The organism is Pseudomonas sp. SDO5271_S396 (assembly GCF_054071795.1).
Map to the genome: position 1 here is coordinate 1 of NZ_JBSVWB010000038.1, position 22960 is coordinate 22960.

Consider the following 22960-nt stretch of genomic DNA (forward strand, 5'->3'; position numbering starts at 1 on the left):
CGGTGTATCAGTGACACCAGGCCGATGCTATCGCAGGCAAGCCAGCTCCCACATTTGATCTTCACACCCTTCAATACCGCGCTGGCGCTCAGGCTGAGGCATTTCAACAGCCTTTTTCCAACCGGAACAAGCTGTTACTGTACCGATCATAAAGCCCAAGCCGCCTGGATCGGATCTCTGACTTGAAGCGTCCCCTCCTTCTACTAATAAGTCTGGCCTTGAGCTTTGCTGCGAACGCGACGATTACCGAGAGCCACGGTTACACGCAGTTCGGCAGGCTCAAGTACCCGGCCAAATTCACCCACTTCGATTGGGTAAACCCTGCGGCGCCCAAAGGCGGCACCCTGCGGGTCATGGCGTTTGGCACGTTCGACACGCTCAACCCCTACACCTTCAAGGGCTCAAGCCCTGTTTCCACGCCCAACTTCCTGCAATACGGCGTCAACGAGCTGAACGAGCCGTTGATGGTCGGTACCGGCCAATACGCACCTTCGGGTGATGAACCCACATCCAGCTATGGCCTCATCGCCCAGTCCGTGGAATACAGTGAGGACCGCAGCTGGGTGGTGTTCAACCTGCGCCCCGAAGCGCGATTTCATGATGGCAAGCCGATCACCGCCTATGACGTAGCGTTTTCCTATCGCACCCTGCTGACCGAAGGCCATCCGCAGTACCGCACCAACCTGCAGGAAGTGGCACGGGTCGACATCCTCAACCGCCACCGCATCCGCTTCGTGTTCAAGCGCGCCGGCAACCCGCTGCTGATCCTGCGCCTGGGCGAGCTACCGGTACTGCCCCAGCATTACTGGAAAAACCGCGACTTCAAGGCCACCACCTTCGAACCACCGCTGGGCAGCGGGCCGTACCGCATCAGCAAGGTCACACCGGGGCGGCAGCTGGTGTTCGAACGGGTCAAGGACTACTGGGGCAAGGACCTGCCGGTCAACCAGGGCTTCTATAACTACGACAAGGTCGAGGTGGAGTTCTACCGCGACAGCGATGTGGCCTTCGAAGCCTTCAAGGCCGGCGAGTTCGACATCTATATCGAACACCAGGCCAAGAACTGGGCCAATGGCTACAACTTCCCGGCGGTGAACCGTGGCGACGTGATCAAGGCACAGATCGCCCATCAGATCCCGACCCAGAGCCAGGGCCTGTTCATGAACACCCGGCGCTCGACCTTCAGCCAGACCAAGGTGCGTGAAGCCCTGGGGCTGATGTTCGACTTCGAGTGGACCAACCGCACCCTGTTCAGTAGCGCCTACAAACGCACCTTGAGCTATTACCCCAACAGTGAGTTCTCGGCCACCGGCGTCCCGGTGGGCCATGAATGGCTGATGCTCTCGCCCTACCGCGACCAACTGCCGGCCAACCTGTTTACCCAGCCATTCAGCCTGCCTCAGACGGACGGTCGCGGCATCCCCCGCGAGACCATGCGCCGCGCGCTCACCCTGTTGGGCGAAGCCGGCTGGAAGCTGTCGGGCCAGCGCCTGCTCAACAGCGACGGGCAGCCGCTGCGTTTCGAGATCCTGCTGGTGAACCCGAACCTGGAGCGCATCCTGCAGCCCTATGTCGAGAACCTGATCAGCATCGGTATCGATGCGCGCCTGCGCACCGTCGACCGTGCACAATACAAACAGCGCCTGGATCAGTTCGACTTCGACATGATCCTGATCACCCTCAACCAGACACTCAGCCCGGGCCTTGAGCAGTGGCAGTACTTCCACTCCAGCCAGGCCGCGATCAAGGGCAGCAAGAACTATGCAGGCATCGCCAACCCCGTGGTCGATCACCTGCTGGAACAACTGCTCGCGGCCCAGACCCGTGAAGAACAACTGGCCGCCGGCCGGGCCCTGGACCGGGTGCTGCTGTGGCAGCACTACAGCATTCCCAACTGGTACCTCAACTATCATCGCCTGGCGTACCGCAACCGGTTCGCCTTTGTCACCACGCCGCCCTACAGCCTGGGTCTGAGTGCGTGGTGGCTGAAAGCTTCGGAGAAAGCCCAATGATGTCTTTGCGCACTGCCGTGTTCGGCAGCCTGCTGCTGTGTACCGCAGCCCACGCGGCGCCGCAACACGCGTTGACGCTGTACAACGAACCGCCCAAATACCCTGCCGACTTCAAGCACTTCGACTACGTCAACCCGGACGCCCCCAAGGGCGGTACCTTCCGCGAGTCGAGCATGGGCAGCTTCGACAGCCTCAACCCTTACATCAGCAAGGGTGTGCCGGCCGACAACATCAACCTGATCTACGACACCCTGGCGATGCAGAGCCTGGACGAACCCATCACCGAATACGGCCTGGTGGCGGGCAAGATAGAGAAGGCTCCGGACAACAGCTGGGTACGCTTCTACCTGCGCCCCGAAGCGCGCTTCCATGATGGTCACCCGATCCGCGCCGAAGATGTGGTGTTCACCTTCCAGACCCTCACGAAGGAAGGCTCGCCGATCTACCGCACCTACTACGCCGACGTCGACGAGGTGGTTGCCGAAGACCCGTTGCGGGTGCTGTTCAAATTCAAACGCACCAATAACCGCGAATTGCCGCTGATCCTCGGCCAACTGCCGGTGCTGCCCAAGCACTGGTGGAGCAGCCGCGACTTTGCCAAGGGCAACCTGGAAGTACCGCTGGGCAGCGGGCCATACAAGGTCGCCGAGATCAAGGCCGGGCGCATGATTCGCTATGAGCGGGTCAAGGACTACTGGGCCAGGGACCTGCCGGTGGCCAAAGGGTTCTACAACTTCGATTACCGCGTCACTGACTATTACCGCGACAACACCGTGGCCCTGGAGGCCCTGAAGGCCGGGCAGTTCGACTATTGGCTGGAAATCAGCGCCAAGAACTGGGCCAACGCCTATAACACCCCGGCAGTCACCGAAGGCCGCTTGATCAAGGAAGAGATTCCCAACGGCAACCCCACCGGCATGCAGGGCTTCGTGTTCAACACGCGTAAACCGATGTTCCAGGACGTGCGCGTGCGCAAAGCCATCAGCCTGTTGCTGGACTTCGAGTGGAGCAACAAGCAGCTGTTCAACGGCGCCTACACCCGCAGCCGCAGTTATTTCGAAAACTCGGAAATGGCCGCCACCGGCCTGCCCGGCCCGGACGAAACCGCGATCCTCGAACCGCTGCGCGAGCAGATCCCGGCCGCCGTTTTCACCCAAGCCTTCGAACCCGCCAAAACCGACGGCAGCGGCATGATCCGCAGCCAGCAGCGCGAGGCCTACCAGTTGATGCAAGAGGCTGGCTGGCGCATCGTCGACGACAAGATGGTCGACACCCACGGCAAACCGGTGACCATCGAATTCCTGCTGGCCCAGACCGAATTCGAGCGTATCCTGCTGCCGTTCAAGCGCAACCTGGCGGACCTGGGCATCGACCTGGTGATACGCCGGGTCGACGTCTCGCAATACATCAACCGCGTGCGCTCGCGGGACTTCGACATGATGGTGGGCAGCTTTCCGCAATCCAGCTCGCCGGGTAACGAACAGCGCGAATACTGGAAGTCGTCCAGCGCCGACAAACCCGGCAGCCGCAACTACATCGGCCTCAAGGACCCGGCCATCGATCAACTGGTGGAAGAGCTGATCGACGCCGACTCGCGCAAGAGCCTGGTGGCCCACGCCAAGGCCCTCGACCGGGTGCTGCAATTTGGCTACTACGTGATTCCCAACTGGCACATCAAGACGTTCCGCGTGGCGTATTGGGACCATCTCGGCCACCCCAAAGTCTCGCCGCGCTACGACGTCGGCACCGCCACCTGGTGGAGCAAGCCCAACGTGCAACCCGCCGTGACCCTGGACACCCCAACCAACGCCGATCCGGCGAACGGAGGCGATTGAATGCTGGCTTATATTGTTCGTCGCCTGCTGCTGATCATCCCCACCCTGTTCGGGATCCTGCTGATCAACTTCGTCATCATCCAGGCCGCTCCCGGTGGTCCGGTGGAGCAGATGATCGCCAAGCTCGAAGGCTTTGACGGTGCCACCAGCCGCATTGCCGGCGGCGGCGCCGAGGTCTCGGTAGCGGGTTCCAGCTACCGGGGCGCCCAGGGCCTGGACCCGGCGCTGATCAAGGAAATCGAAAAGATGTACGGCTTCGACAAGTCGGCGCCGGAACGCTTGTGGATCATGGTCAAGAACTATGCGCGGCTGGACTTCGGTGACAGCTTTTTCCGCGACGCCAAGGTCATCGACCTGATCAAGGAAAAAATGCCGGTGTCCATCTCCCTGGGGTTATGGAGCACGCTGATCATGTACCTGGTGTCGATTCCCCTGGGAATCGCCAAGGCGACGCGACACGGCAGCCATTTCGACGTGTGGACCAGCTCGGCGATCATCGTCGGTTATGCGATCCCGGCGTTCCTGTTCGCGATCCTGTTGATCGTGGTGTTTGCCGGCGGCAGTTATTTCGACTGGTTCCCGTTGCGTGGGCTCACCTCCAACAACTTCGACGAGCTGAGTTGGGGCGGCAAGATCCTCGATTACTTCTGGCACCTGGCACTGCCGATCACCGCATTGGTGATCGGCAACTTCGCCACCATGACCCTGCTGACCAAGAACAGCTTTCTCGACGAGATCAACAAGCAATATGTGATCACCGCCAAGGCCAAGGGCCTCACCCACCGCCGCGTGCTGTATGGCCACGTGTTCCGCAATGCGATGCTGCTGGTGATCGCCGGTTTCCCCTCGGCGTTCATCGGCATCTTCTTCACCGGCTCGTTGCTGGTGGAAGTGATCTTCTCCCTCGACGGCCTGGGCCTGATGAGCTTTGAAGCGGCGATCAACCGCGACTACCCGGTGGTGTTCGGCACGCTGTTCATCTTCACCCTGCTGGGGCTGGTGGTGAAACTCATCGGCGACCTCACCTATACCCTGGTCGATCCGCGCATCGACTTCGCCAGCCGGGAGCATTGAGATGAACCTGTCCCCCCTCAATCGCCGCCGGTTCGAACGATTCAAGGCCAACAAGCGTGGCTGGTGGTCGCTGTGGCTGTTCCTGATCCTGTTTGTGCTGAGCCTGGGCGCCGAGCTGATCGCCAACGACAAGCCACTGGTGGTGCATTTCGACGGCGGCTGGTACTTCCCCGCCGTCAAGCGTTACCCGGAAACCACCTTCGGCGGCGAATTCCCGCTGGAGGCCAACTACAAGAGCCCGTACATCCAGGAACTGCTCAAGGCCAAGGACGCCTGGACGCTGTGGGCACCGATCCCGTTCAGCTACCAGAGCATCAACTACGACCTGAAAGTCCCCGCCCCCGCACCGCCCTCGTCGGTCAACCTGCTGGGCACCGACGACCAGGGCCGCGATGTGCTGGCGCGGGTGATCTACGGCTTTCGCGTGTCGGTGCTGTTCGCCCTCACCCTCACGGTGCTCAGTTCCATCATCGGCGTGATAGCCGGGGCCCTGCAGGGCTTTTATGGCGGCTGGGTCGACCTGGCCGGGCAGCGTTTCCTGGAGATCTGGTCCGGGCTGCCGGTGCTGTACCTGCTGATCATCCTCGCCAGTTTCGTGCAGCCTAATTTCTGGTGGCTGCTGGGGATCATGTTGCTGTTCTCCTGGATGAGCCTGGTGGACGTGGTGCGCGCCGAGTTCCTGCGCGGGCGCAACCTGGAATACGTGCGTGCGGCCAGGGCCCTGGGGATGCAGAACGGCGCGATCATGTTCCGGCATATCCTGCCCAACGCCATGGTCTCGACCATGACCTTTATGCCGTTCATCCTCACCGGCGCCATCGGCACCCTCACTGCCCTGGACTTCCTCGGCTTCGGCCTGCCTGCCGGTTCGCCGTCCCTGGGGGAACTGGTGGCCCAGGGCAAATCCAACCTGCAAGCACCGTGGTTGGGCATGAGTGCCTTTGCCGTGCTGGCGATCATGTTGAGCCTGCTGGTGTTTATCGGCGAGTCCGCTCGCGATGCCTTCGACCCGAGGAAATGAGATGAGTCAGGACAATCTGATCGAAATCCGCGACCTCAGTGTCGAGTTTGTCGTGGGCTGCAACCACCAGCGCGTGGTCAACAACGTCAGCTTCGATATCAAGCGCGGCGAAACCCTGGCCCTGGTGGGCGAAAGCGGTTCGGGCAAATCGGTGACCGCGCACTCGATCCTGCGCCTGCTGCCCTACCCCCTGGCCCGACACCCGTCCGGCACCATCGAATACGCCGGGCAAGACCTGCTGATCCTCAAGGAAAAAACCATCCGGCACATTCGCGGCAACCGCATCGCGATGATTTTCCAGGAGCCGATGACCTCGCTGAACCCGCTGCACTCCATCGAAAAGCAGATCAACGAAGTGCTTGGCCTGCACAAGGGGCTCACCGGTAAGGTCGCTACCCGCCGCACCCTGGAACTGCTGGAGCTGGTGGGCATTCCCGAGCCGCACAAACGCCTGAAGGCGCTGCCCCATGAACTCTCCGGCGGCCAGCGCCAACGGGTGATGATCGCCATGGCCCTGGCCAACGAGCCTGAACTGTTGATCGCCGATGAACCGACCACCGCCCTCGACGTGACGGTACAGCTGAAGATCCTGCAACTGCTCAAGGAATTGCAGGCACGCCTGGGCATGGCATTGCTGCTGATCAGTCACGACCTGAACCTGGTACGGCGCATCGCCCACCGTGTATGCGTGATGCAGCAGGGTTGCATTGTGGAACAGGCGGACTGCGAGACCCTGTTCCAGTCGCCCCGGCACCCGTACACCCAGGAACTGCTGGCGGCAGAACCCAGCGGCGGACCGGCGACCAACGTGGCGGGACCGCCGTTGCTGGAAGTCGATGACTTGAAAGTGTGGTTCCCGATCAAGAAGGGCTTTTTGCGCAATACCGTCGATTATGTCAAGGCGGTGGATGGCATCAACTTCAGCCTGCCCCAGGGGCAGACCCTGGGCATCGTCGGCGAAAGCGGCTCGGGCAAATCCACCCTGGGCCTGGCGATCCTGCGCCTGATCGGCAGCCAGGGCGGCATTCGTTTCGAGGGCTTGCAGCTGGACAGCCTCAACCAGCAGCAAGTGCGCCCGTTGCGCCGGGAAATGCAGGTGGTATTCCAGGACCCGTTCGGCAGCCTGAGCCCGCGCATGTGCGTCAGCGAGATCGTCGGTGAGGGCCTGCGCATTCACAAAATGGGCACGCCGGTCGAGCAGGAGGCGGCGATCATCGCGGCGCTCAAGGAAGTCGGCCTGGACCCGGAATCCCGGCATCGCTACCCCCATGAATTCTCGGGCGGCCAGCGCCAGCGCATCGCCATCGCCCGTGCCTTGGTGCTCAAACCGCGCCTGATCCTGCTCGACGAACCCACCTCCGCCCTGGACCGCACGGTACAGCGCCAAGTGGTGGAATTGCTGCGCAGCCTGCAAGCCAAGTACAACCTGACCTACCTGTTCATCAGCCATGACCTGGCGGTGGTGAAGGCGCTCAGCCACCAATTGATGGTGGTCAAGCACGGGCAGGTGGTGGAACAGGGCGACGCCAAAACCATCTTCGCCGCGCCGCAACATGGCTACACACGGCAGTTGCTGGAGGCGGCGTTCCTGGCGCCGCGCCCATGAGCGACGCGACCGCCCCACTGTTCTGGCGTGACCCCGTGCTGCCTTTTATCGAAGCGCGGGCCATCGCCGACGGGCGCAAGGTCACCTACAGCCGGCATGCCCACGAGCATTTCTCCATCGGAGCGGTCACCAGCGGGCGCAGTTATTACCACTATGGCGCGCAGACCTTCCTGATCAGCGCCGGCACAGTGGTGTTGATGAACCCGGGGGATGTGCACGCGTGCAACCCGATAGAGAACGAGCCCTGGTCCTACCGGATGCTGTACCTCGATACGCCCTGGCTCACGGACTTGCAACACCAGTTGGGCTTCAGCATCGACCAGGGCTATCGCCCGTTCAACACGCCCCACACACAGGATGCGCAGCTGTACAGCGGCCTGCTGGAGCTGTACCGGGTGCTGGTGGATGAACACGCCGAGCACCTGCACAAACAGAGCGTGCTGGTCAGCTACTTCAGCGAGGTTCAGCAGCGTTTGAACCCTTCCGGCATGCCACCGCGCGAAGCCAATGGCAAACTGGAGCGAGCGGCGGAGTACATCCGCGCGCACTGCACGTTGGCGGTGAAACTGGAAGACATCTGCGCGGCAGCCGAGCTGTCGCCGTCCTACCTGATTCGTGCCTTCAAGCAGTATTACGGGCTGACACCCCACGCATTCCTGGTGAACCAGCGCATTCAATTTGCCCGCACCCGGCTGCGCCAGGGCGAGTTGATCGCCGATGTGGCACTGGCGGCGGGCTTTGCCGACCAGGCGCATTTCCAGCGTACCTTCAAGCAACATGTTGCGGCCACGCCGGGCCAGTACCGTGACCGCCTCAAGCCATCAACAGATAACCCACGCTGGCCACCAGCAACGCAGCCATCGAACGGTTGAACAACCGCACGCCCCGTGGGTTGCCCAGGTAACGCCGCAGAAACGTTCCGGCCCAGGCCCAGCACGCCACCGACAGGTAGCAGATCACCAGGTACAGACCGGCAAACAACCAGACCTGCCCCGCCGCACCGTCCGCCACGAACAGTCCCATCCCGGCCACACAGGCCAGCCACGCCTTGGGGTTGAGCCACTGCATGAGTGCGCCGTAGAACATCGACGGCACTTTCGCGCTGCCCTCGGCGTCCAGCTGGCCGTCATCCATCGCCAGCTTCCATGCCATGTACAGCAAAAAAGCCACCCCGCCCCATTGGATCAGTTGGGTCAGCACTGGCCAACGCAGCAGCACTTCATGCAACCCCAAGCCGATCAGCACCAATAGCAAGGTGAACCCCACCGCCGCACCGAACACATGCTTCTGGCTGGCGGCAAAGCCGAAGCGCGCACCTGAACTCAAGGCCACCACATTGACCGGTCCCGGCGTGATGGACGTAGCCAACGCGAACGCGGCCATGGAAAGGATCAAGCTCATTGCAGCTCCTTTTGATGCGAGGAAGAACGTTGGGACCACGGTAAACGGCGAATGTCGGGCGGTATTGAAGAAAATGCCCCTTGGCCAACTATTTTGTATACGACTGTAGACTTATTTCATTTTCAGCTCTACAGTCAGCCTCACTTCATTGACACATGCTGGAGAACACACATGGCAGAAACGGTTCTGGTCACCGGTGGTACGGGCTATATCGCCGGCTGGTGCCTGGCGGGCCTGTTGCAACAGGGCTATCAGGTGCGCACCAGCCTGCGCAATCTGGACAAGGCTGCGGGTGTGCGAGCGGCGTTGAGCGGCCAGGGTATCGATCATCATCGCTTGTCGTTCTTCGTCGCCGACCTCACCCGCGACGCCGGATGGGACGCTGCCATGGTCGGTTGTGATTACGTGCTGCACGTGGCCTCGCCCCTGGGCCTGGACGCGCCGCAGCATATCGACGACATGATCGGCCCGGCCCGTGACGGCACCCTGCGCATCCTGCGGGCCGCCACCCGTGCCGGGGTACGCCGGGTGGTCATGACCAGCGCGGCGACGGTCGCCACCCCGCCACTGCAAAGCCCCGACAGCCTGAGCGACGAGGCGGTGTGGTTCGACCCGAACGAAACCAATGTGATTCCGTATCGCCAGGCCAAGCGTCAGGCCGAACGCGCTGCATGGGAGTTCATGGCCGACCACACCGGCACCACCACCCTGACCACCGTGCTGCCGGGGGCGGTCTTCGGGCCGATCATGAGCCGCGACACCTTCGGCTCGGTGCAAGTCATCGCACGCTTGCTGCAAGGCCGGGCCAAGGGCAACCCGCGCCTGGGTTTCGAAGTGGTGGATGTACGTGACCTGGCCGACCTGCATATCCGCGCCATGACCGCCCCGGCCGCTGCCGGCCAGCGGATACTGGGCGTCGGGAGGTTCATGTGGATGGCCGAGATTTCCCAAGTGCTGCGCGACCGGCTGGGGGACGCTGCCCGCAAGGTGCCCACGCGCAACATCCCCGATTGGCTGTTGCGGCTGCTGGCGCGTTTCGACCCGCTGTTGCGCAGCCTTACCCCGAACCTGGGTCGGGCACACCGCCACAGTGCGGAAAAAGCCCATCGGCTACTCGGCTGGCAACCGCGCCCGGCGGAGGACACACTGATCGATTGTGCCAATAGCCTGATTAGCCAAAAAGCCCTTTAGACGGTTTTATTCCATTGATATAGCTGAATTTTTTCTTTCAGCCAGAGAATTCCAATAGGCAAAAATGCGTTTTTTCCGGCCCGGGGCCGGTGCTAGAGTTCAGCGCCTACTCACTGCAAAAAGGAACCGCCATGTCACGCCGTCTACTGGCAGCTGCCTGCCTGTTGCTGTCCTTCTCCGCGGCCCAGGCCGCCGAACGCTGGGAAACCCTGCCGCCGACACCCGCCCCCGTCGCCGGGGCAAAAACCGGCTATGCCGCGGTCAACGGCATCAAGGTCTACTACACCCGCACCGGCCACGGCTCGCCAGTGGTGTTGCTGCATGGCGGCCTGTCCAACTCCGACTATTGGGGCAACCAGGTCAAGGCCCTGTCGGCCAAGCACGAAGTGATCAGCATCGACAGCCGTGGCCACGGGCGCAGCTCGCGCAACGAACAACCCTACGGCTATGACCTGATGGCCGACGACGTGGTGGCAGTGCTCGACAGCCTGAAAATCCCGCGTGCCGATATCGTCGGCTGGAGCGACGGGGCAATCATCGGCATCGACCTGGCCCTGCGCCATCCGGCGCGCATCGGCAAGGTCTTCGCCTTCGCCGCCAACACCCAGACTTCAGGTGTGAAGGACGCCGTGGAGAAGAACCCGACCTTCGCGGCGTTCATCGAACGCGCCGGCAAGGAGTACGCGAAGTTGTCGCCAACGCCGAAGGAGTACGAGGCGTTCGTCGAGCAGATCAGCCATATGTGGGCCAGCCAACCGAACTGGACCGATGCGCAACTGGCAAGCATCAAGACGCCGATCCTGATCGCCGATGGTGACCATGACGAGGCGATCAAGCGCGAACACACCGAGTACATGGCCGCGACCATCCCGGGTGCCGGGCTGCTGATTCTGCCGAACACCAGCCACTTTGCCTTCCTGCAGGACCCGGCGTTGTTCAATGCCGCCTTGCTGGGCTTCCTCGACAGCAAATAGACCCTGTACCCTGTGGGCGCGCACGCGCTGTGCGCCCACAGATCCCAGCCATGTCAGGACCTCCATGCCCAATCCGACTCCACGACGGCGCAATGCCGCCGCCACCCGCGACGCCATTCTGTTGTCCGCGCGCAAAGCCTTCGCCCAATCGGGCTACGACGGTGCTGGCGTGCGCGAAATCGCCGCCGGTGCGGGCGTGACAGCGATGCTGGTCAACCGTTACTTCGGCTCCAAGGAACAGCTGTTCGCCGAAGTGATCGCCGACACCATGGCCAGCCCGATCATCCTCACCGAAGACAACCTCAGCTCGGAAAACCTCGGACGCACCATGGCCACCGCGCTGGTCAGCATCACCGAGGCCGGCAGCACGCCGCTGGAAGGTTTCCTGATCATGCTGCATTCGGCGTCAAGCAAACGCGCCGCCGTGATCGGCCGCGAGCAGGTGGAAAAAGGCCATCAGGCCACCATGGCCGCCGCGCTCAAGGGCGCGCACCACGAAGAACGCGCGGCATTGGTGATGGCGCTGGTTTCGGGGTTTCAGGTGATGCGCCAGATGCTTGAACTGCAGGCCCTGGCCAAGGCCGATCCGCAGGTATTGATCGACCTGCTCACGCCGCTGTTCCAGCAACTGGTGGATGGCTAGGCGCGCTTACTTCACAAACAGCTCGCGGTCCCGGGCCTTGATATGACCGGGGCGGTAATACGCGTCGAACCAGGTCTTCTCCCCCTCTGCCGGAGGCTTGGCCAGGCGCAGCGTCTGATTGGCACCCGGCTGGCGGGCATTGGCGCGAAAGTGGAAATGGTCGAACAGCAGCAGCGCCTGGATCGCATAGACCACCGCCACCTTGCGGTCTTCGATGCGGATCAGGTGGTCGCCGTTGTTCTTTTCACCGCCCCCGGCCAGGTTGGATGACCCGGTGTACACCGTAGGGTTGGCGCCATTGAAATCGGTGACCACAAACTTGTTGTGCACCATGTTCCCGGCATTGCCCGACCACTCCGCCTTGAACGGCGCCGGCGCGTTGCCCGCCAGGTACGCGAACGGCAGCAACCCCACCGAGCCATCCGGTTTGCGCACCGCCAGCTTGCCGGTGCGCTGGGCCACGCCGTAGGAGAACAGCGAACGCTGCATCAACTCGTCCAGCGCATCGCGCACCTTGCCGTTGATCAGGCTGAGGAACACGATGGAATACAGTACCGAACTGGTCGCCTGTTCGATGCTGCTGGCGATGGGGTCCAGGGACAACGCGCTGTCGGCGTGAGGCGCAAAGCACAACGAGACTTTGGAACCTGGCTGGTCACGCACTACCCACCACTGTTGCGACAGCGGGTTTTTGCGAAAAGCCTCGGGCGCCGTCCAATAGGCGTCGAATACCTCGGCGAATTTGCCGGCGACGGTTTCGTCGTCGAACAGCAACACGTTGTTGGCCTGGATATACAAACCGCGCAAGGCAAAGTTGGTGGAACCGCCCAGCACCCGAATGGCCTTGCCGGCGCGCCGTACGATCAACACCTTGTTGTGTTGCTGGCTGGAGAAATGCAAACGCTTGATCTGCGCCCCGGCCGCCGTCAAACGCTCGGCGCTGAGGCTTTCGCAACTGTCGGCGGCGCCCTGGTCGTCATGGTCATCGATGATCGCCCGCAGGCGCGGGCCGAGCGATTCCAGGCGACGCAGGATGTCCGGTTCCTTGCTTTCGTAGATCAGCGCGTCGAGGGTCAATGCGGGGTCGTTCGCCACCTGTTCCAGCACTTGCAGTATCAACTCGCGGGCCTCGAAGCCCAGCCATTGATAGTTGCGCTCGAACGGCGCCATGTCCAGGTCCAGGTACGCACGGGGCGCGGAACGCGCCGGTGGCAGAATGCGGGTTTCATTGTTGAAGCGATCGCCGTAGGCCTGCGACGAGGCAAAGCCGCGGGTGAAACCGACGTTCACGAAATGGTTGATGGTTTGCGCTTCCAGGGACACCTGGTTTTCCAGGCTCACGCCCTTGGACAAGGTCCCGTCCTCCTTCATATAGCAGGCGGTGACGCGGTAGCGGTACACACCGGTCAGAATCTCGCTGGGCACGTGGATCCAGCGAAATTTCTGGAACGGGGCTTCGGTGGAAGGAAAGCTGCGCGAACGCTCGGGGGTGGGTGGGTAATCGAAGTGCAGCCGGTTGTAGAGCGCGCCCCATTTGTCGGCGCCGGGGTAGCGCACTTCGATGCTGAAGCCGACAAAATCGCGGGTGGCCAGGTCTGGTGCCAGGTCGAATGCCAGCAGCGCAGCCCCCTCGCCCCGGTAGAGCTTGAAGGTCAACCCCTGGGAAGTGGTCTTGCATTCGAAATCGGTGGTCATGGTCTGTCTCCTGTCCTTGAAGACCTCCAAACACCGGACTGGGCCGAAGCCCGCTCACCACAGGGAGGCGGTCCCGTACAGTCTAGCCTTTGCGGGGCTTCAAGCCACAGGCGCTTGTGTGACAATATCTTCAATTCCCAACACACGCCCGTCCTGGGACAGCACTTCGACCTTGCGCAGCGGTTGCAACGACTGCGCGTCGAGCACCCGCCGACCGTCCGCCTCAGGCGTGGTGAACGCCTCGCCCCATTGCGCCAGGGTCACCAGCACCGGCATCAGTGCGCGGCCCTTGTCAGTCAGTTGATATTCGCTGCGCGCGCCCACTTCGCTGGTCTGCAACAGGCCTTGCTCGACCATGTCCTTGAGGCGCGTGGCGAGGATGTTTTTCGCCACGCCCAGACGCCTCTGGAAATCACCGAAGCGCGTCACGCCGGCAAAGGCATCGCGGATGATCAGCAGCGTCCACCAATCGCCCACCACATCCAGGGCACGGGCAACCGGGCAGCCATCGCCTTCCAGGCATTTACGTTTCATCGGGCGCCTCCGGGCTGACTGAAAAATTCAGGTTGCATTATAGAACCATCTCACGCAGGATAAAAACAGTTTCATTATTAAACCTAATTCGCAGCCTGGAGTTCATCATGGATATTCGTGGAAAAGTGGTACTGGTCACCGGCGCCAATCGCGGCCTGGGCAAAGCGTTCGTCAGCGCGCTGCTGCAAGGCGGCGCGGCCAAGGTCTACGCCGCCGCGCGTGACCCGCGCAGCGTGGACATTCCCGGCAGCACGCCGATCGCCCTGGACGTCACCGACACCGCCAGCGTGCAACGCGCCGCCGAGCAGTACACCGATGTCGAGGTGCTGATCAATAACGCCGGTGCCCTCACCCGTGGCGCATTGCTGGACGACGACAGCGTCGAAAACCTGCAACAGCACTTTGACGTGAACACCTTGGGCACCCTGCGCGTCACCCGCGCGTTCGCCCCGATCCTCGCCCGACAAGGCGGCGGCGCGCTGATCAATATCCTTTCGGTGTTGAGCTGGTTGAGTTCGCCAGGCACCGGCGGTTACAGCGCCTCCAAATCCGCGCAGTGGAGCCTGACCAACGGCCTGCGCAGCGAATTGCGCGAGCAGAAAACCCTGGTGATCGGCGTTCATCCCGCGTACATCGACACCGACATGACCGCCGGTATCGAAGCGCCCAAAAGCACACCCCAGGAAGTGGTCGCGCTGACCCTGCAAGCGCTCAGCGAAGGACGCGAAGAAGTGGTGATCACCGACATGGGCCACGCGATCAAGGCGTCGCTGTCGACGCAAAGCCCGCTCTACCTCACCCGCTGATCAACGAAAAGTGCGCGCCCACCCCGGCGCGCACGCCCTCGCCCACCGCCAATGCCACGGAGCCCCCTGCCAACGCAGTATCGCCACAGGCAAACACACCGGGCACCGAAGTCTGGCGGATGTCGTTGACGGACACATACGCGCCGGTCGGGCCTTCCAGCAGTTCGCACCCCAATTGCTCGGCCAACCCACTGATACGGGTGCGGGACATCGTAAACACGCCGTCGAGGTTGAACACCCGACCGTCGTCCAGTTCCACATCGGCACGTTCACCGCGCAAACGCCTGACCTTGCCAGACTCCACCGTCACGCCACGTCGATCCAACTGCGCCTGTTGCTCGGCATCCGGGGTGAACACAGCATTGGTGAACAGCGTCGTGTCGCCCCAATCCGGCAGCAAGAGCGCGTGATGCATCGCCAGCGGCGAAGTGGCCAACACGCCGATACGGCCCTGATCCAATTCATACCCGTGGCAGTAGGGGCAATGAAACACCCGCGTGCCCCAACGCTCCTGCAAACCATCGATGGCCGGCAGTTCGTCCACCACGCCGGTGGCGAGGATCAATCGCCTGGCCTGCAACTCACCGTTGCATTCGGTGCGTACGCTGAAACCGTCCGATGTCGCACGCGCCTGGAGCACGCGGTCCTGCACCCAATTGACCGTCGGGTATTCCATCAATTGGCTGCGACCTTCCGCAGCGATGACCTCGGGCGGCTGGCCATCCTGGCCGAGAAACCCATGGGACGTCGTCGCGAACCGGTTGCGCCGCTGCCCCGCGTCAATCACCAGCACCTTGCGCCGTGCCCGCGCCAGTTGCAGCCCTGCGGACAGGCCGGCGTAGCTGCCGCCGACGATAATGACGTCATGCATCATGAGAGTGCCCCGTGTTTTGGTGCCTGCGGTTATCCGCCGGCTTTCACGACACACCATAAGTTACGTAAAAATACGCCGTCAAGTGTCTCGCAACTTTTCAGGTTACACACGATACTGCCGGTCGAATCGACCCGAGGTTTTTTGATGAGAAACGACACCCGGCTTTCGCGCATGCTGCATGTGCTGATCCACATGGGCCGCCACGAAGAACGCGCCACATCGGACACCATCGCACAGATGCTCGGCACCAACCCGGTGGTGGTGCGGCGCACCCTGGGGCTACTCAAGGAGAAAGGTTACGTACGCTCGGAAAAGGGCCATCAAGGAGGCTGGACGCTGGGCAAACCCTTGAGTGAAATCACCTTGCTGGATATTCACAACGCCCTGGGCACGCCGTCGATCTTCGCCATCGGCCTGTCCACCGATCACCCGCAATGCCTGGTGGAACAAGCGGTGAACGCTGCACTCACGGACGCCTTCGAGCAGGCCCAGGCGTTGCTGTTGGAACGCCTGGGCACCGTCACGCTGGCGCAATTGGCCGAGGATTTCGACGAGCGCTACCGTCTGGCCATGCTGCCCTAGCGCTGCGCGGGGATACGGATATCGCCGTCGCGGCACTGGGTTTTCACACTGCGCGGGCAACCGGCGAAGGCCAGGTCCTTGGTCAGGCACACGCGCACTTCCGACAGCACCTTGCCCTTGCAGATCACCGCCAACCCACGGTTGCCCATGCGCGGGTTGCTCTCGCGGAACAACGCCTCGATCTCGCTGGCCGGCAGCGACGGCGGTGTATTGAACGGCTGCAACTGCGCCGGAATCACCACGGCACCCAGCGCCGCATCGGTTTTTTCCAGGTACGCCAGGGGCTCGAGCCCGCTGCACGTGCCGTGCTTGGCCCATTCATGCCGGAGCAGTGCGCGGGTCGGAAACAACGCAGCGCCCTTGTCGGCCTCTTCACGGCTCAACGAGGATTGCGGCGCACAGGATGCCGGCCAGCCTCCCTGCGCGTACTGCGGCCACAAACCATGCAACACAAACCCGTAGCCCTTGCCCGAGCATTGCTCATTGTCCGGATGGGTCAGGCAAAAGGTCGGAGACCACGACAGCGACAACACGTAAAAATCAAACTCGCCCGGCGTTCCCTGGTTACGCGGAGCCGCCATTGCACTTGTGGCGATTGCCAGCCACACCACCATCCAATATTTCATTCGTCCATTCCTTGAGAAAACCGTCGCCCTTATCCGGGAAGGTAAGGGTTGCGCTGTAGCACCTTGTCCAGAATGCGATCGGTCTTCAACGCTTCGATCGCCAGCGCAGGATGCTCGCGCTCACCACGAATATGGGCATTCATATTCAACACATGATGCCACTGGATATGCGCATGGCACGGCACTTCGAGCACTTCGGTGGTCTCGCCGTCCAGGTGCAGCGGCTGGTCATCGAACACCGAAAACCGGATACGCCCATGGCTGCCGATCAGTTCCACCCGGTCCTCGCGACGATCCGCCACGAAGTTCCAGCACCCCATGCCCAACGCGCCCGAGGCGAAGCGCCAGCTCGCGGTCACTGCGTCTTCAGCGGCATAACGGCCTTCCTGTCGCGAAGTAAAACCGGCCACTTCGATGATATCCCCGGCCAGGTACTGGAACAGGTCAAAGCCATGGCTGGCCAAATCGGCAAAGTAGCCTCCGCCGGCAATCGCCGGGTCCGTGCGCCAGTTGGCGGCGCTGGCATCATCCGGTTTCGCCGGTTTGCACAAGGTCCAGCTCAGGTGGCGCAACTCGCCGATGCGCCCGTCTCGCAGCCAGTCACGCACCTGCTGAAAGCGCGGCAGCGAACGCCGGTAATAGGACACGAACAGATGCAGGCCGGCCCGCTCGAACATCCGTTGCATCAAGGCGCTCTGCTCGGCATTCAGGGACATGGGTTTCTCGACACAGCAATGCTTGCCCGCCGCCGCCACCATCAGGCTGTATTCCAGATGGCTGTCGGGCGGCGTGGCGATGTACACCGCGTCCACCTCGGGGTCATCGATCAGGGCCTGGGCGTCGGTGTAGAAACGGGCGATGCCGTGGCGCGCCGCATAATCGCGCACGGTCTCCTCGCGGCGCCCCATCACGGCCACGAGCGCCGAACCTGGCACTTTGTAGAAAGCGGGTCCACTCTTCAACTCAGTGACGCTGCCGCAACCGATCATGCCCCAACGTACGGTGTTCATCTGCTCTCCTCGTCCGTTTTCATCAATCCGGCAGTATCCACATCCCCACCGCCACGCGCCATAACCACTGAGCATGACAATTGCATTACACTTTTGTGACATTCATCCCGTGCGGGGGCAAACACGATGAAAACAAGGGCCACGGTCATTTGCGAACACGAGGGGCATATCCTCTTCGTGCGCAAGGCCAGATCGAAATGGGCGTTGCCGGGGGGCAAGGTCGAACGCCATGAACGCGCGGTCGGCGCGGCTGAACGCGAATTGGAAGAAGAGACCGGATTGAACGTGGACGGCTTGCTGTATTTGCAGGAATTGAAAGCCCGCGACACCGTTCACCACGTGTTCGAAGCGTCGGTGGTGAACATTGCCGATGCAAAACCTTGCAACGAAATAGTCGATTGCCAGTGGCATCCTTATGACGCCATGGATGAACTGGACACCACCGACGCCACCCGGCACATCGTCAAAGCCTTCCTACGTCGCCTGTAACTCAGCGCTCTGGCCGCTGGCCAGCAACCCTCGCTTGACCCCACCATTGGCCTTCTGCCGTTCGACAAAGGATCTGACGAACGCGGCCGCGGCTGCGTGCGCCACCGGTACCGCCATGGCCTGGCGGATGGTCATGAAGTCATCGTCCAGGAGGCGCCGCTGCGCGCTGACCTGGGTACGCAGGAAATCCCGCACGCCCGCCGCCGCGTCCAGTTCCTGCTCGACAAACCAGTCCACCGCCGCTGCCGACGTGGGCGCGCGCACCAGCTGCGCATGCTTGAGCGTACGGCTCAAATACAGGTCATAAGCGGCGCCCTGGCCGACAGCGATGCGCCGACCCGGTGCGTCCAGCTGGGCGACATGCGTGAGCGGTGAATCCTTGGCCACCAGGCAGGTGCCCTTGATCTCCACGTAGGGTGCGCTGAAGGCGATCTCCTGTTCGCGCACCGGCTCGATCGCCAGGAATGCCACACGCCAGGCATCCTCGGCCAAGGCGGCAAAGACCTTGCCAGCCGCCTCGAAGGTGACCAATTCCAGTTCGACGCCCAATGCGTCGGCCAACGCCTTGGCCAGCTCCACCGAAACCCCTTGCGGCTCGCCCCCCGCACCGCGTTGCGCCAGTACCGGGTTGCCGAAGTTGATGGCGGCGCGCAGCACGCCATCAGGGGCCAGTTGTTGCATGACACGGGGATCAACCATCGAGCGCTCCTTGACGAGTCCGTTGCACGGTCTTGCGAATCACGAACGGCAAGACCCCGCCGTGCTCAAGGTACCCAAGCTCCTGCTGCGAGTCGAGGCGCAGCGCCAACAGGCGCTCGGCGACGCGTCCATCAGCGCGCTCGACCTGCAAGGTGATCGGGTTTTCGCCGACCTTCAGGTTGTCCAGCCCCAGGAACGTCAACCGCTCACTGCCGTCGAGCTGCACGTCCTGCACCGAAGCGCCCTCGGCGAACACCAGCGGCAACACGCCCATGCCGATCAGGTTGCTGCGGTGAATGCGCTCGATGCTGCGCGCCACCACCACCTTGATCCCCAGCAGGCTCAATACCTTGGCCGCCCAGTCGCGGCTGGAGCCGGCGCCGTAGTTGATGCCGGCAAACAGCACCGTGGGCGTGCCTGCGTAGCTTTGTGCGGCCAGGTACAGCGGCTGGTACTCGCTGTGGTCGGCGTTCCACGCCCACACACCCTGGCGCGGCGCTTGCGTGGGGTCGAGCAGGTTGGTCAGTCGCGGGTTGGTGAAGGCGCCGCGCACCATCACCTCATGGTTGCTGCGCCGGGTCGAATACTGGTTGAAGTCCGCCTCGGCTTCGCCGCGCTCACGCAACCAGGCTCCGGCCAGGCTATTGGCCGGGATGGTCCCGGCGGGCGAGATATGGTCAGTGGTGACGTTGTCACCCAGCACCACCAGCGCGCGGGCGTTGCTCACCGACAAATGCGCCTGCGGCAAGGCGTGTACATCCGCCAGGTACTGCGGGCGACGTAAGTAAGTGGAGTCCGCATCCCAGGCGAATTGCACACTGCCATCAGCCTCCAACGCCTGCCAATGGTGGGTGCCCTGCCAGAGCATTTCACCGCGTTGCCGGAACAACGCCGGGCGCACGACCTGCGCCACCTGCGCCGCCACCTCGGCATCGCCCGGCATCAACTCGTGCAAGTACACCGGCTTGCCGTGGGTATCCAGCGCCAACGGGCTGGCGGACAGATCGATATCGATACTCCCGGCAATCGCATAAGCCACGCACAGTGCCGGTGAAGCCAGGTAGCCCGCCGGGACTTTCGGGTTGACCCGCCCTTCGAAATTGCGATTGCCCGACAGCACCACCACGCCCTTGAGCCCTTGCTCGGCGAAGGCCTCTACATGCGCCTCAAGGCTGCCGGAATTGCCGATGCAGGTCATGCAGCCAAAGCCCGCCAGGTCAAAACCCAGCGCGGCAAAATCCTCCAGCAGCCCCGCCGCCTCCAGGTAATCGGCAACGACCCGCGACCCCGGCGACAGCGACGTCTTCACCCACGGCTTGCGCCCAACGCCACGCGCCCGCGCATTGCGCGCCAGCAACCCGGCCTGGATCATCTGCGCCGGGTTGGCGGTGTTGGTGCAACTGGTGATCGCCGACATCACCACCGCGCCATGGGTCAGCGGCGCATTGAACCCGGGCTGGATAAACTGCCGTCCCGGCTCGCCCTGCACATGCCGGTGAAACGACGCAGCCGCCTGCGCCAGCGACTGGCGCTGATGGGGCTGGTGAGGCCCGGCGACGCTGGGCTCCACCGACGCCAGGTCAAGCTCGATCAACTCATCGAACTGCGGCTGCGGCGCGTCGTCCTGGCGCCACAATGCTTGCGCCGCCATATACGCCGACACCTTGGCCAGCAGCGGCGCCGGCCGTGCGCTCAACGCCAGGTACCTCAGGGTCTCGTCATCGAACGGGAAAAACACCACAGTGGCGCCATACTCCGGCGCCATGTTCGCTACGGTACCCCGCGCCGCCCAACTCAGGTTCGACAAACCAGGCCCGCAGAACTCGACGAACTTGCCCACCATGCTGCGCTGGCGCAACAACTCGGTGACAGTCAGCGCCAGGTCGGTGGCGGTCACGCCAGCGCGCAAGGCGTTGCTGACACGAATCCCCACCACCTGCGGAAACGGGATCGGCACCGGCTCGCCGAGCATCGCCGCCTGCCCCTCCAGGCCGCCGACGCCCCAGCCCAGCACGCCGATGGCATTGATCATCGGCGTGTGGCTGTCGGTGGCCACCATGCAGTCAGGGTGCAGCAGCACGCCGTCGGCGGTCGGGGTTTCCCACACCACCTGGGCGACGGCCTCCATGTTCATCTGGTGGATGATCCCCGTCCCCGGCGGGATCACCTTGAAATTGTCCAGGCTGGCCTGGGCCCACTTGATGAAGCGATAGCGCTCGCTGTTGCGGCGAAAATCGATGTCCAGGTTGGCTTCCACCGCACCGGCTTCGGCGTAGTGCTCGACGATCACCGAATGATCGATAGTCAGCACCGCCGGGATCGACGGGTTCACCGCCTGCGGGTCGCCACCCAGTTCCGCCACGCTGTCGCGCATCCCGGCGAAGTCCGCCAGGGCCGGCAGGCACGTGGTGTCGTGGAACATCAACCGATTGGGCTGGAACGGCACCTCGCAGTCCGGCCCGCTGCCCGTGGCGCGCGCCAGTACCGTCGGCAGCGCTTGCGGGGCACAACGGGCGATGTTTTCCAGCAAAATGCGTACCGCATAAGGCAAGCGCTGCAACTGCGCCGGGGCCAGCAGCTTGTGCAAATCGATATAGGCGTAGCGCTGCCCATCGACGGCCAAGTGATTGAGTAGATCCTTCATAGTTGCGCAAACACCTGCTCGATGCGCGCCAGGCCCCAGTCCAGTTCCTCACGGGTGATGGACAGCGGCGGCGCGATGCGCAGCACATTTTCGTGGGTTTCCTTGGTCAGCACGCCTTCGGCCAGCAGCGCCTCACAGAGTGGCCGCGCATCGCGGTCCAGCTCCACGCCCACCCACAAGCCGCGCCCGCGGATCTCGCGAATCGCCGGCGCGTTCATCGCCACCAGACGCTCCACCAGGTACTGCCCCAGGTTCGCGCTGTTATCGATCAAGCCTTCCTCCTCCAGCACATTCAAGGCTTCCAGACCAACCGCCGCCGCCAGCGGGTTGCCGCCGAAGGTGGAGCCGTGGCTGCCGGCATCGAACAGGTCCATCACCGAGTGGTCCGCCACGAACGCCGACACCGGCATGATCCCGCCGCCCAGGGCCTTGCCCAGGATCAGCGCATCCGGGCGAATGCCTTCGTGCTGGAAGGCAAACCACTTGCCGGTGCGGCCCAGGCCCGACTGGATCTCGTCGAGGATCAGCAAGGTGTTGGTTTCATCGCACAACTGGCGCAGCTCACGCAGAAAACCGGCAGGCGGCACCCGGATGCCGGCCTCACCCTGGATCGGTTCGATCAGCACCGCGCAGGTGTCGGCGGTGATCGCCTGGCGAAAGCTCTCGATATCACCGAAGCGCGCCTCGGTGAAACCGTTGCAGAACGGGCCGAAATCAGCCTTGTAGTCCGGCTCGGACGAGAAGCCGACGATGGTGGAGGTACGCCCGTGGAAATTGTTGTCGGCCACCACGATCCTGGCCTGGTTCGCGGCAATGCCCTTGACCCGATAACCCCAGCGCCGCGCGGCCTTGATCGCGGTTTCCACTGCCTCGGCGCCGCTGTTCATCGGCAGCACCGAATCAAACCCGGTGATACGGCACAGCGCCTTGAGGAAGTTGCCCAGCGGTTCGCTGTAGAACGCCCGCGACACCACACTGATCTTGTCGATCTGCGCCACCGCCGCCGCGCGAATACGCGGGTGCACATGGCCGTGGCTGACCGCGGAATACGCCGACATCATGTCCAGGTAGCGCTTGCCGTCATCGCCAACGGCCCACACGCCCTCGCCCTTGACGATGACCACCGGCAGCGGCGAATAGTTATGGGCGCAGAATTGGTTTTCGAGGGTGATTGCCGGGTTGGAATGCATGGAGAAATGTCCTGCCTGATAAAAATCAAATAAACAATGAAGATCAACTGTGGG

21 protein-coding genes are annotated in these 22960 nt (G+C 62.8%); 12 read left to right on the forward strand and 9 right to left on the reverse strand.

Annotation, left to right across the window (positions count from 1 at the left end):
• Positions 1-182 precede the first annotated feature (182 nt).
• The 6 genes from ACW9IN_RS22170 to ACW9IN_RS22195 are packed head-to-tail and all read left to right on the forward strand — an operon-like array spanning position 183 to position 8420.
• Complete coding sequence (locus ACW9IN_RS22170) at positions 183-2012, forward strand: extracellular solute-binding protein (protein WP_457367810.1); 1830 nt, start codon at positions 183-185, stop codon at positions 2010-2012.
• Entirely contained in the window at positions 2009-3847 is a 1839-nt protein-coding gene (locus ACW9IN_RS22175; RefSeq protein ID WP_457367811.1) for an extracellular solute-binding protein, read from the forward strand. The genes ACW9IN_RS22170 and ACW9IN_RS22175 overlap by 4 nt, the downstream gene beginning before the upstream one ends.
• Entirely contained in the window at positions 3848-4921 is a 1074-nt protein-coding gene (locus tag ACW9IN_RS22180; RefSeq protein WP_457367812.1) for a microcin C ABC transporter permease YejB, read from the forward strand.
• A 1-nt stretch (position 4922) separates the two neighbouring features.
• Positions 4923-5942 (forward strand): ABC transporter permease, encoded by a 1020-nt coding sequence (locus ACW9IN_RS22185; RefSeq protein WP_457367813.1) that lies wholly within the window; start codon positions 4923-4925, stop codon positions 5940-5942.
• A 1-nt stretch (position 5943) separates the two neighbouring features.
• Positions 5944-7548: an ABC transporter ATP-binding protein gene (locus tag ACW9IN_RS22190; RefSeq protein ID WP_457367814.1), complete on the forward strand. Its 1605-nt coding sequence runs from the start codon at positions 5944-5946 to the stop codon at positions 7546-7548.
• Positions 7545-8420 (forward strand): AraC family ligand binding domain-containing protein, encoded by an 876-nt coding sequence (locus tag ACW9IN_RS22195; RefSeq protein ID WP_457367815.1) that lies wholly within the window; start codon positions 7545-7547, stop codon positions 8418-8420. Before ACW9IN_RS22190 ends, ACW9IN_RS22195 begins: the two co-directional genes overlap by 4 nt.
• On the opposite strand, the gene ACW9IN_RS22200 is transcribed toward ACW9IN_RS22195, so the two are convergent.
• Positions 8362-8949 (reverse strand): LysE family translocator, encoded by a 588-nt coding sequence (locus ACW9IN_RS22200; RefSeq protein ID WP_457367816.1) that lies wholly within the window; start codon positions 8947-8949, stop codon positions 8362-8364. The two genes, ACW9IN_RS22195 and ACW9IN_RS22200, sit on opposite strands and share 59 nt — an antisense overlap.
• A 171-nt stretch (positions 8950-9120) precedes the next feature.
• On the opposite strand from ACW9IN_RS22200, the gene ACW9IN_RS22205 reads away from it, so the two are divergent.
• From ACW9IN_RS22205 to ACW9IN_RS22215, 3 genes are all read left to right on the forward strand, one after another.
• Positions 9121-10140, forward strand: coding sequence for an NAD-dependent epimerase/dehydratase family protein (locus tag ACW9IN_RS22205; protein WP_457367817.1), 1020 nt, complete (start codon positions 9121-9123; stop codon positions 10138-10140).
• Positions 10141-10271: 131 nt separating this feature from the next.
• Positions 10272-11114, forward strand: coding sequence for an alpha/beta fold hydrolase (locus tag ACW9IN_RS22210; RefSeq protein WP_457367818.1), 843 nt, complete (start codon positions 10272-10274; stop codon positions 11112-11114).
• 64 nt (positions 11115-11178) lie between these two features.
• On the forward strand, positions 11179-11757 hold the full coding sequence (locus ACW9IN_RS22215) for a TetR/AcrR family transcriptional regulator (RefSeq protein WP_457367819.1): 579 nt from the start codon (positions 11179-11181) through the stop codon (positions 11755-11757).
• 6 nt (positions 11758-11763) lie between these two features.
• On the opposite strand, the gene ACW9IN_RS22220 is transcribed toward ACW9IN_RS22215, so the two are convergent.
• Both ACW9IN_RS22220 and ACW9IN_RS22225 read right to left on the reverse strand, forming a co-directional pair.
• Positions 11764-13452, reverse strand: coding sequence for a phospholipase D-like domain-containing protein (locus ACW9IN_RS22220; protein ID WP_457367820.1), 1689 nt, complete (start codon positions 13450-13452; stop codon positions 11764-11766).
• 99 nt (positions 13453-13551) lie between these two features.
• Complete coding sequence (locus tag ACW9IN_RS22225; RefSeq protein ID WP_457367821.1) at positions 13552-13986, reverse strand: winged helix-turn-helix transcriptional regulator; 435 nt, start codon at positions 13984-13986, stop codon at positions 13552-13554.
• 107 nt (positions 13987-14093) lie between these two features.
• Here ACW9IN_RS22225 and ACW9IN_RS22230 point away from each other — a divergent pair, with 107 nt between their 5' ends.
• The gene (locus ACW9IN_RS22230; protein WP_457367822.1) at positions 14094-14792 is read left to right on the forward strand and encodes an SDR family oxidoreductase; all 699 of its coding nucleotides are present in this window, start codon (positions 14094-14096) and stop codon (positions 14790-14792) included.
• Here the strand turns inward: ACW9IN_RS22230 and ACW9IN_RS22235 are convergent.
• Positions 14782-15666 (reverse strand): NAD(P)/FAD-dependent oxidoreductase, encoded by an 885-nt coding sequence (locus tag ACW9IN_RS22235; RefSeq protein ID WP_457367823.1) that lies wholly within the window; start codon positions 15664-15666, stop codon positions 14782-14784. The genes ACW9IN_RS22230 and ACW9IN_RS22235 overlap by 11 nt on opposite strands.
• A 144-nt stretch (positions 15667-15810) precedes the next feature.
• On the opposite strand from ACW9IN_RS22235, the gene ACW9IN_RS22240 reads away from it, so the two are divergent.
• The gene (locus ACW9IN_RS22240; RefSeq protein WP_457367824.1) at positions 15811-16248 is read left to right on the forward strand and encodes an Rrf2 family transcriptional regulator; all 438 of its coding nucleotides are present in this window, start codon (positions 15811-15813) and stop codon (positions 16246-16248) included.
• Here ACW9IN_RS22240 and ACW9IN_RS22245 read toward each other — a convergent pair.
• The gene (locus tag ACW9IN_RS22245) at positions 16245-16874 is read right to left on the reverse strand and encodes a ribonuclease T2 family protein (protein WP_457367825.1); all 630 of its coding nucleotides are present in this window, start codon (positions 16872-16874) and stop codon (positions 16245-16247) included. The genes ACW9IN_RS22240 and ACW9IN_RS22245 overlap by 4 nt on opposite strands.
• 29 nt (positions 16875-16903) lie before the next feature.
• Positions 16904-17884, reverse strand: coding sequence for a Gfo/Idh/MocA family protein (locus ACW9IN_RS22250; RefSeq protein WP_457367826.1), 981 nt, complete (start codon positions 17882-17884; stop codon positions 16904-16906).
• 126 nt (positions 17885-18010) lie between these two features.
• Between ACW9IN_RS22250 and ACW9IN_RS22255 the strand changes: the two genes are divergently transcribed.
• Complete coding sequence (locus ACW9IN_RS22255; RefSeq protein WP_457367827.1) at positions 18011-18373, forward strand: NUDIX hydrolase; 363 nt, start codon at positions 18011-18013, stop codon at positions 18371-18373.
• On the opposite strand, the gene ACW9IN_RS22260 is transcribed toward ACW9IN_RS22255, so the two are convergent.
• Genes ACW9IN_RS22260 through rocD form a run of 3 tightly spaced genes read right to left on the reverse strand, consistent with a single transcriptional unit; the run spans position 18359 to position 22906 of the window.
• A complete protein-coding gene (locus ACW9IN_RS22260) occupies positions 18359-19072 on the reverse strand; it encodes a transporter substrate-binding domain-containing protein (protein ID WP_457367828.1) in 714 nt (237 codons plus the stop codon). The genes ACW9IN_RS22255 and ACW9IN_RS22260 overlap by 15 nt on opposite strands.
• Positions 19065-21716, reverse strand: coding sequence for an aconitate hydratase AcnA (gene acnA / locus ACW9IN_RS22265; protein ID WP_457367829.1), 2652 nt, complete (start codon positions 21714-21716; stop codon positions 19065-19067). Before acnA ends, ACW9IN_RS22260 begins: the two co-directional genes overlap by 8 nt.
• The gene (rocD, locus tag ACW9IN_RS22270; RefSeq protein WP_457367830.1) at positions 21713-22906 is read right to left on the reverse strand and encodes an ornithine--oxo-acid transaminase; all 1194 of its coding nucleotides are present in this window, start codon (positions 22904-22906) and stop codon (positions 21713-21715) included. Before rocD ends, acnA begins: the two co-directional genes overlap by 4 nt.
• Positions 22907-22960: the final 54 nt, after the last annotated feature.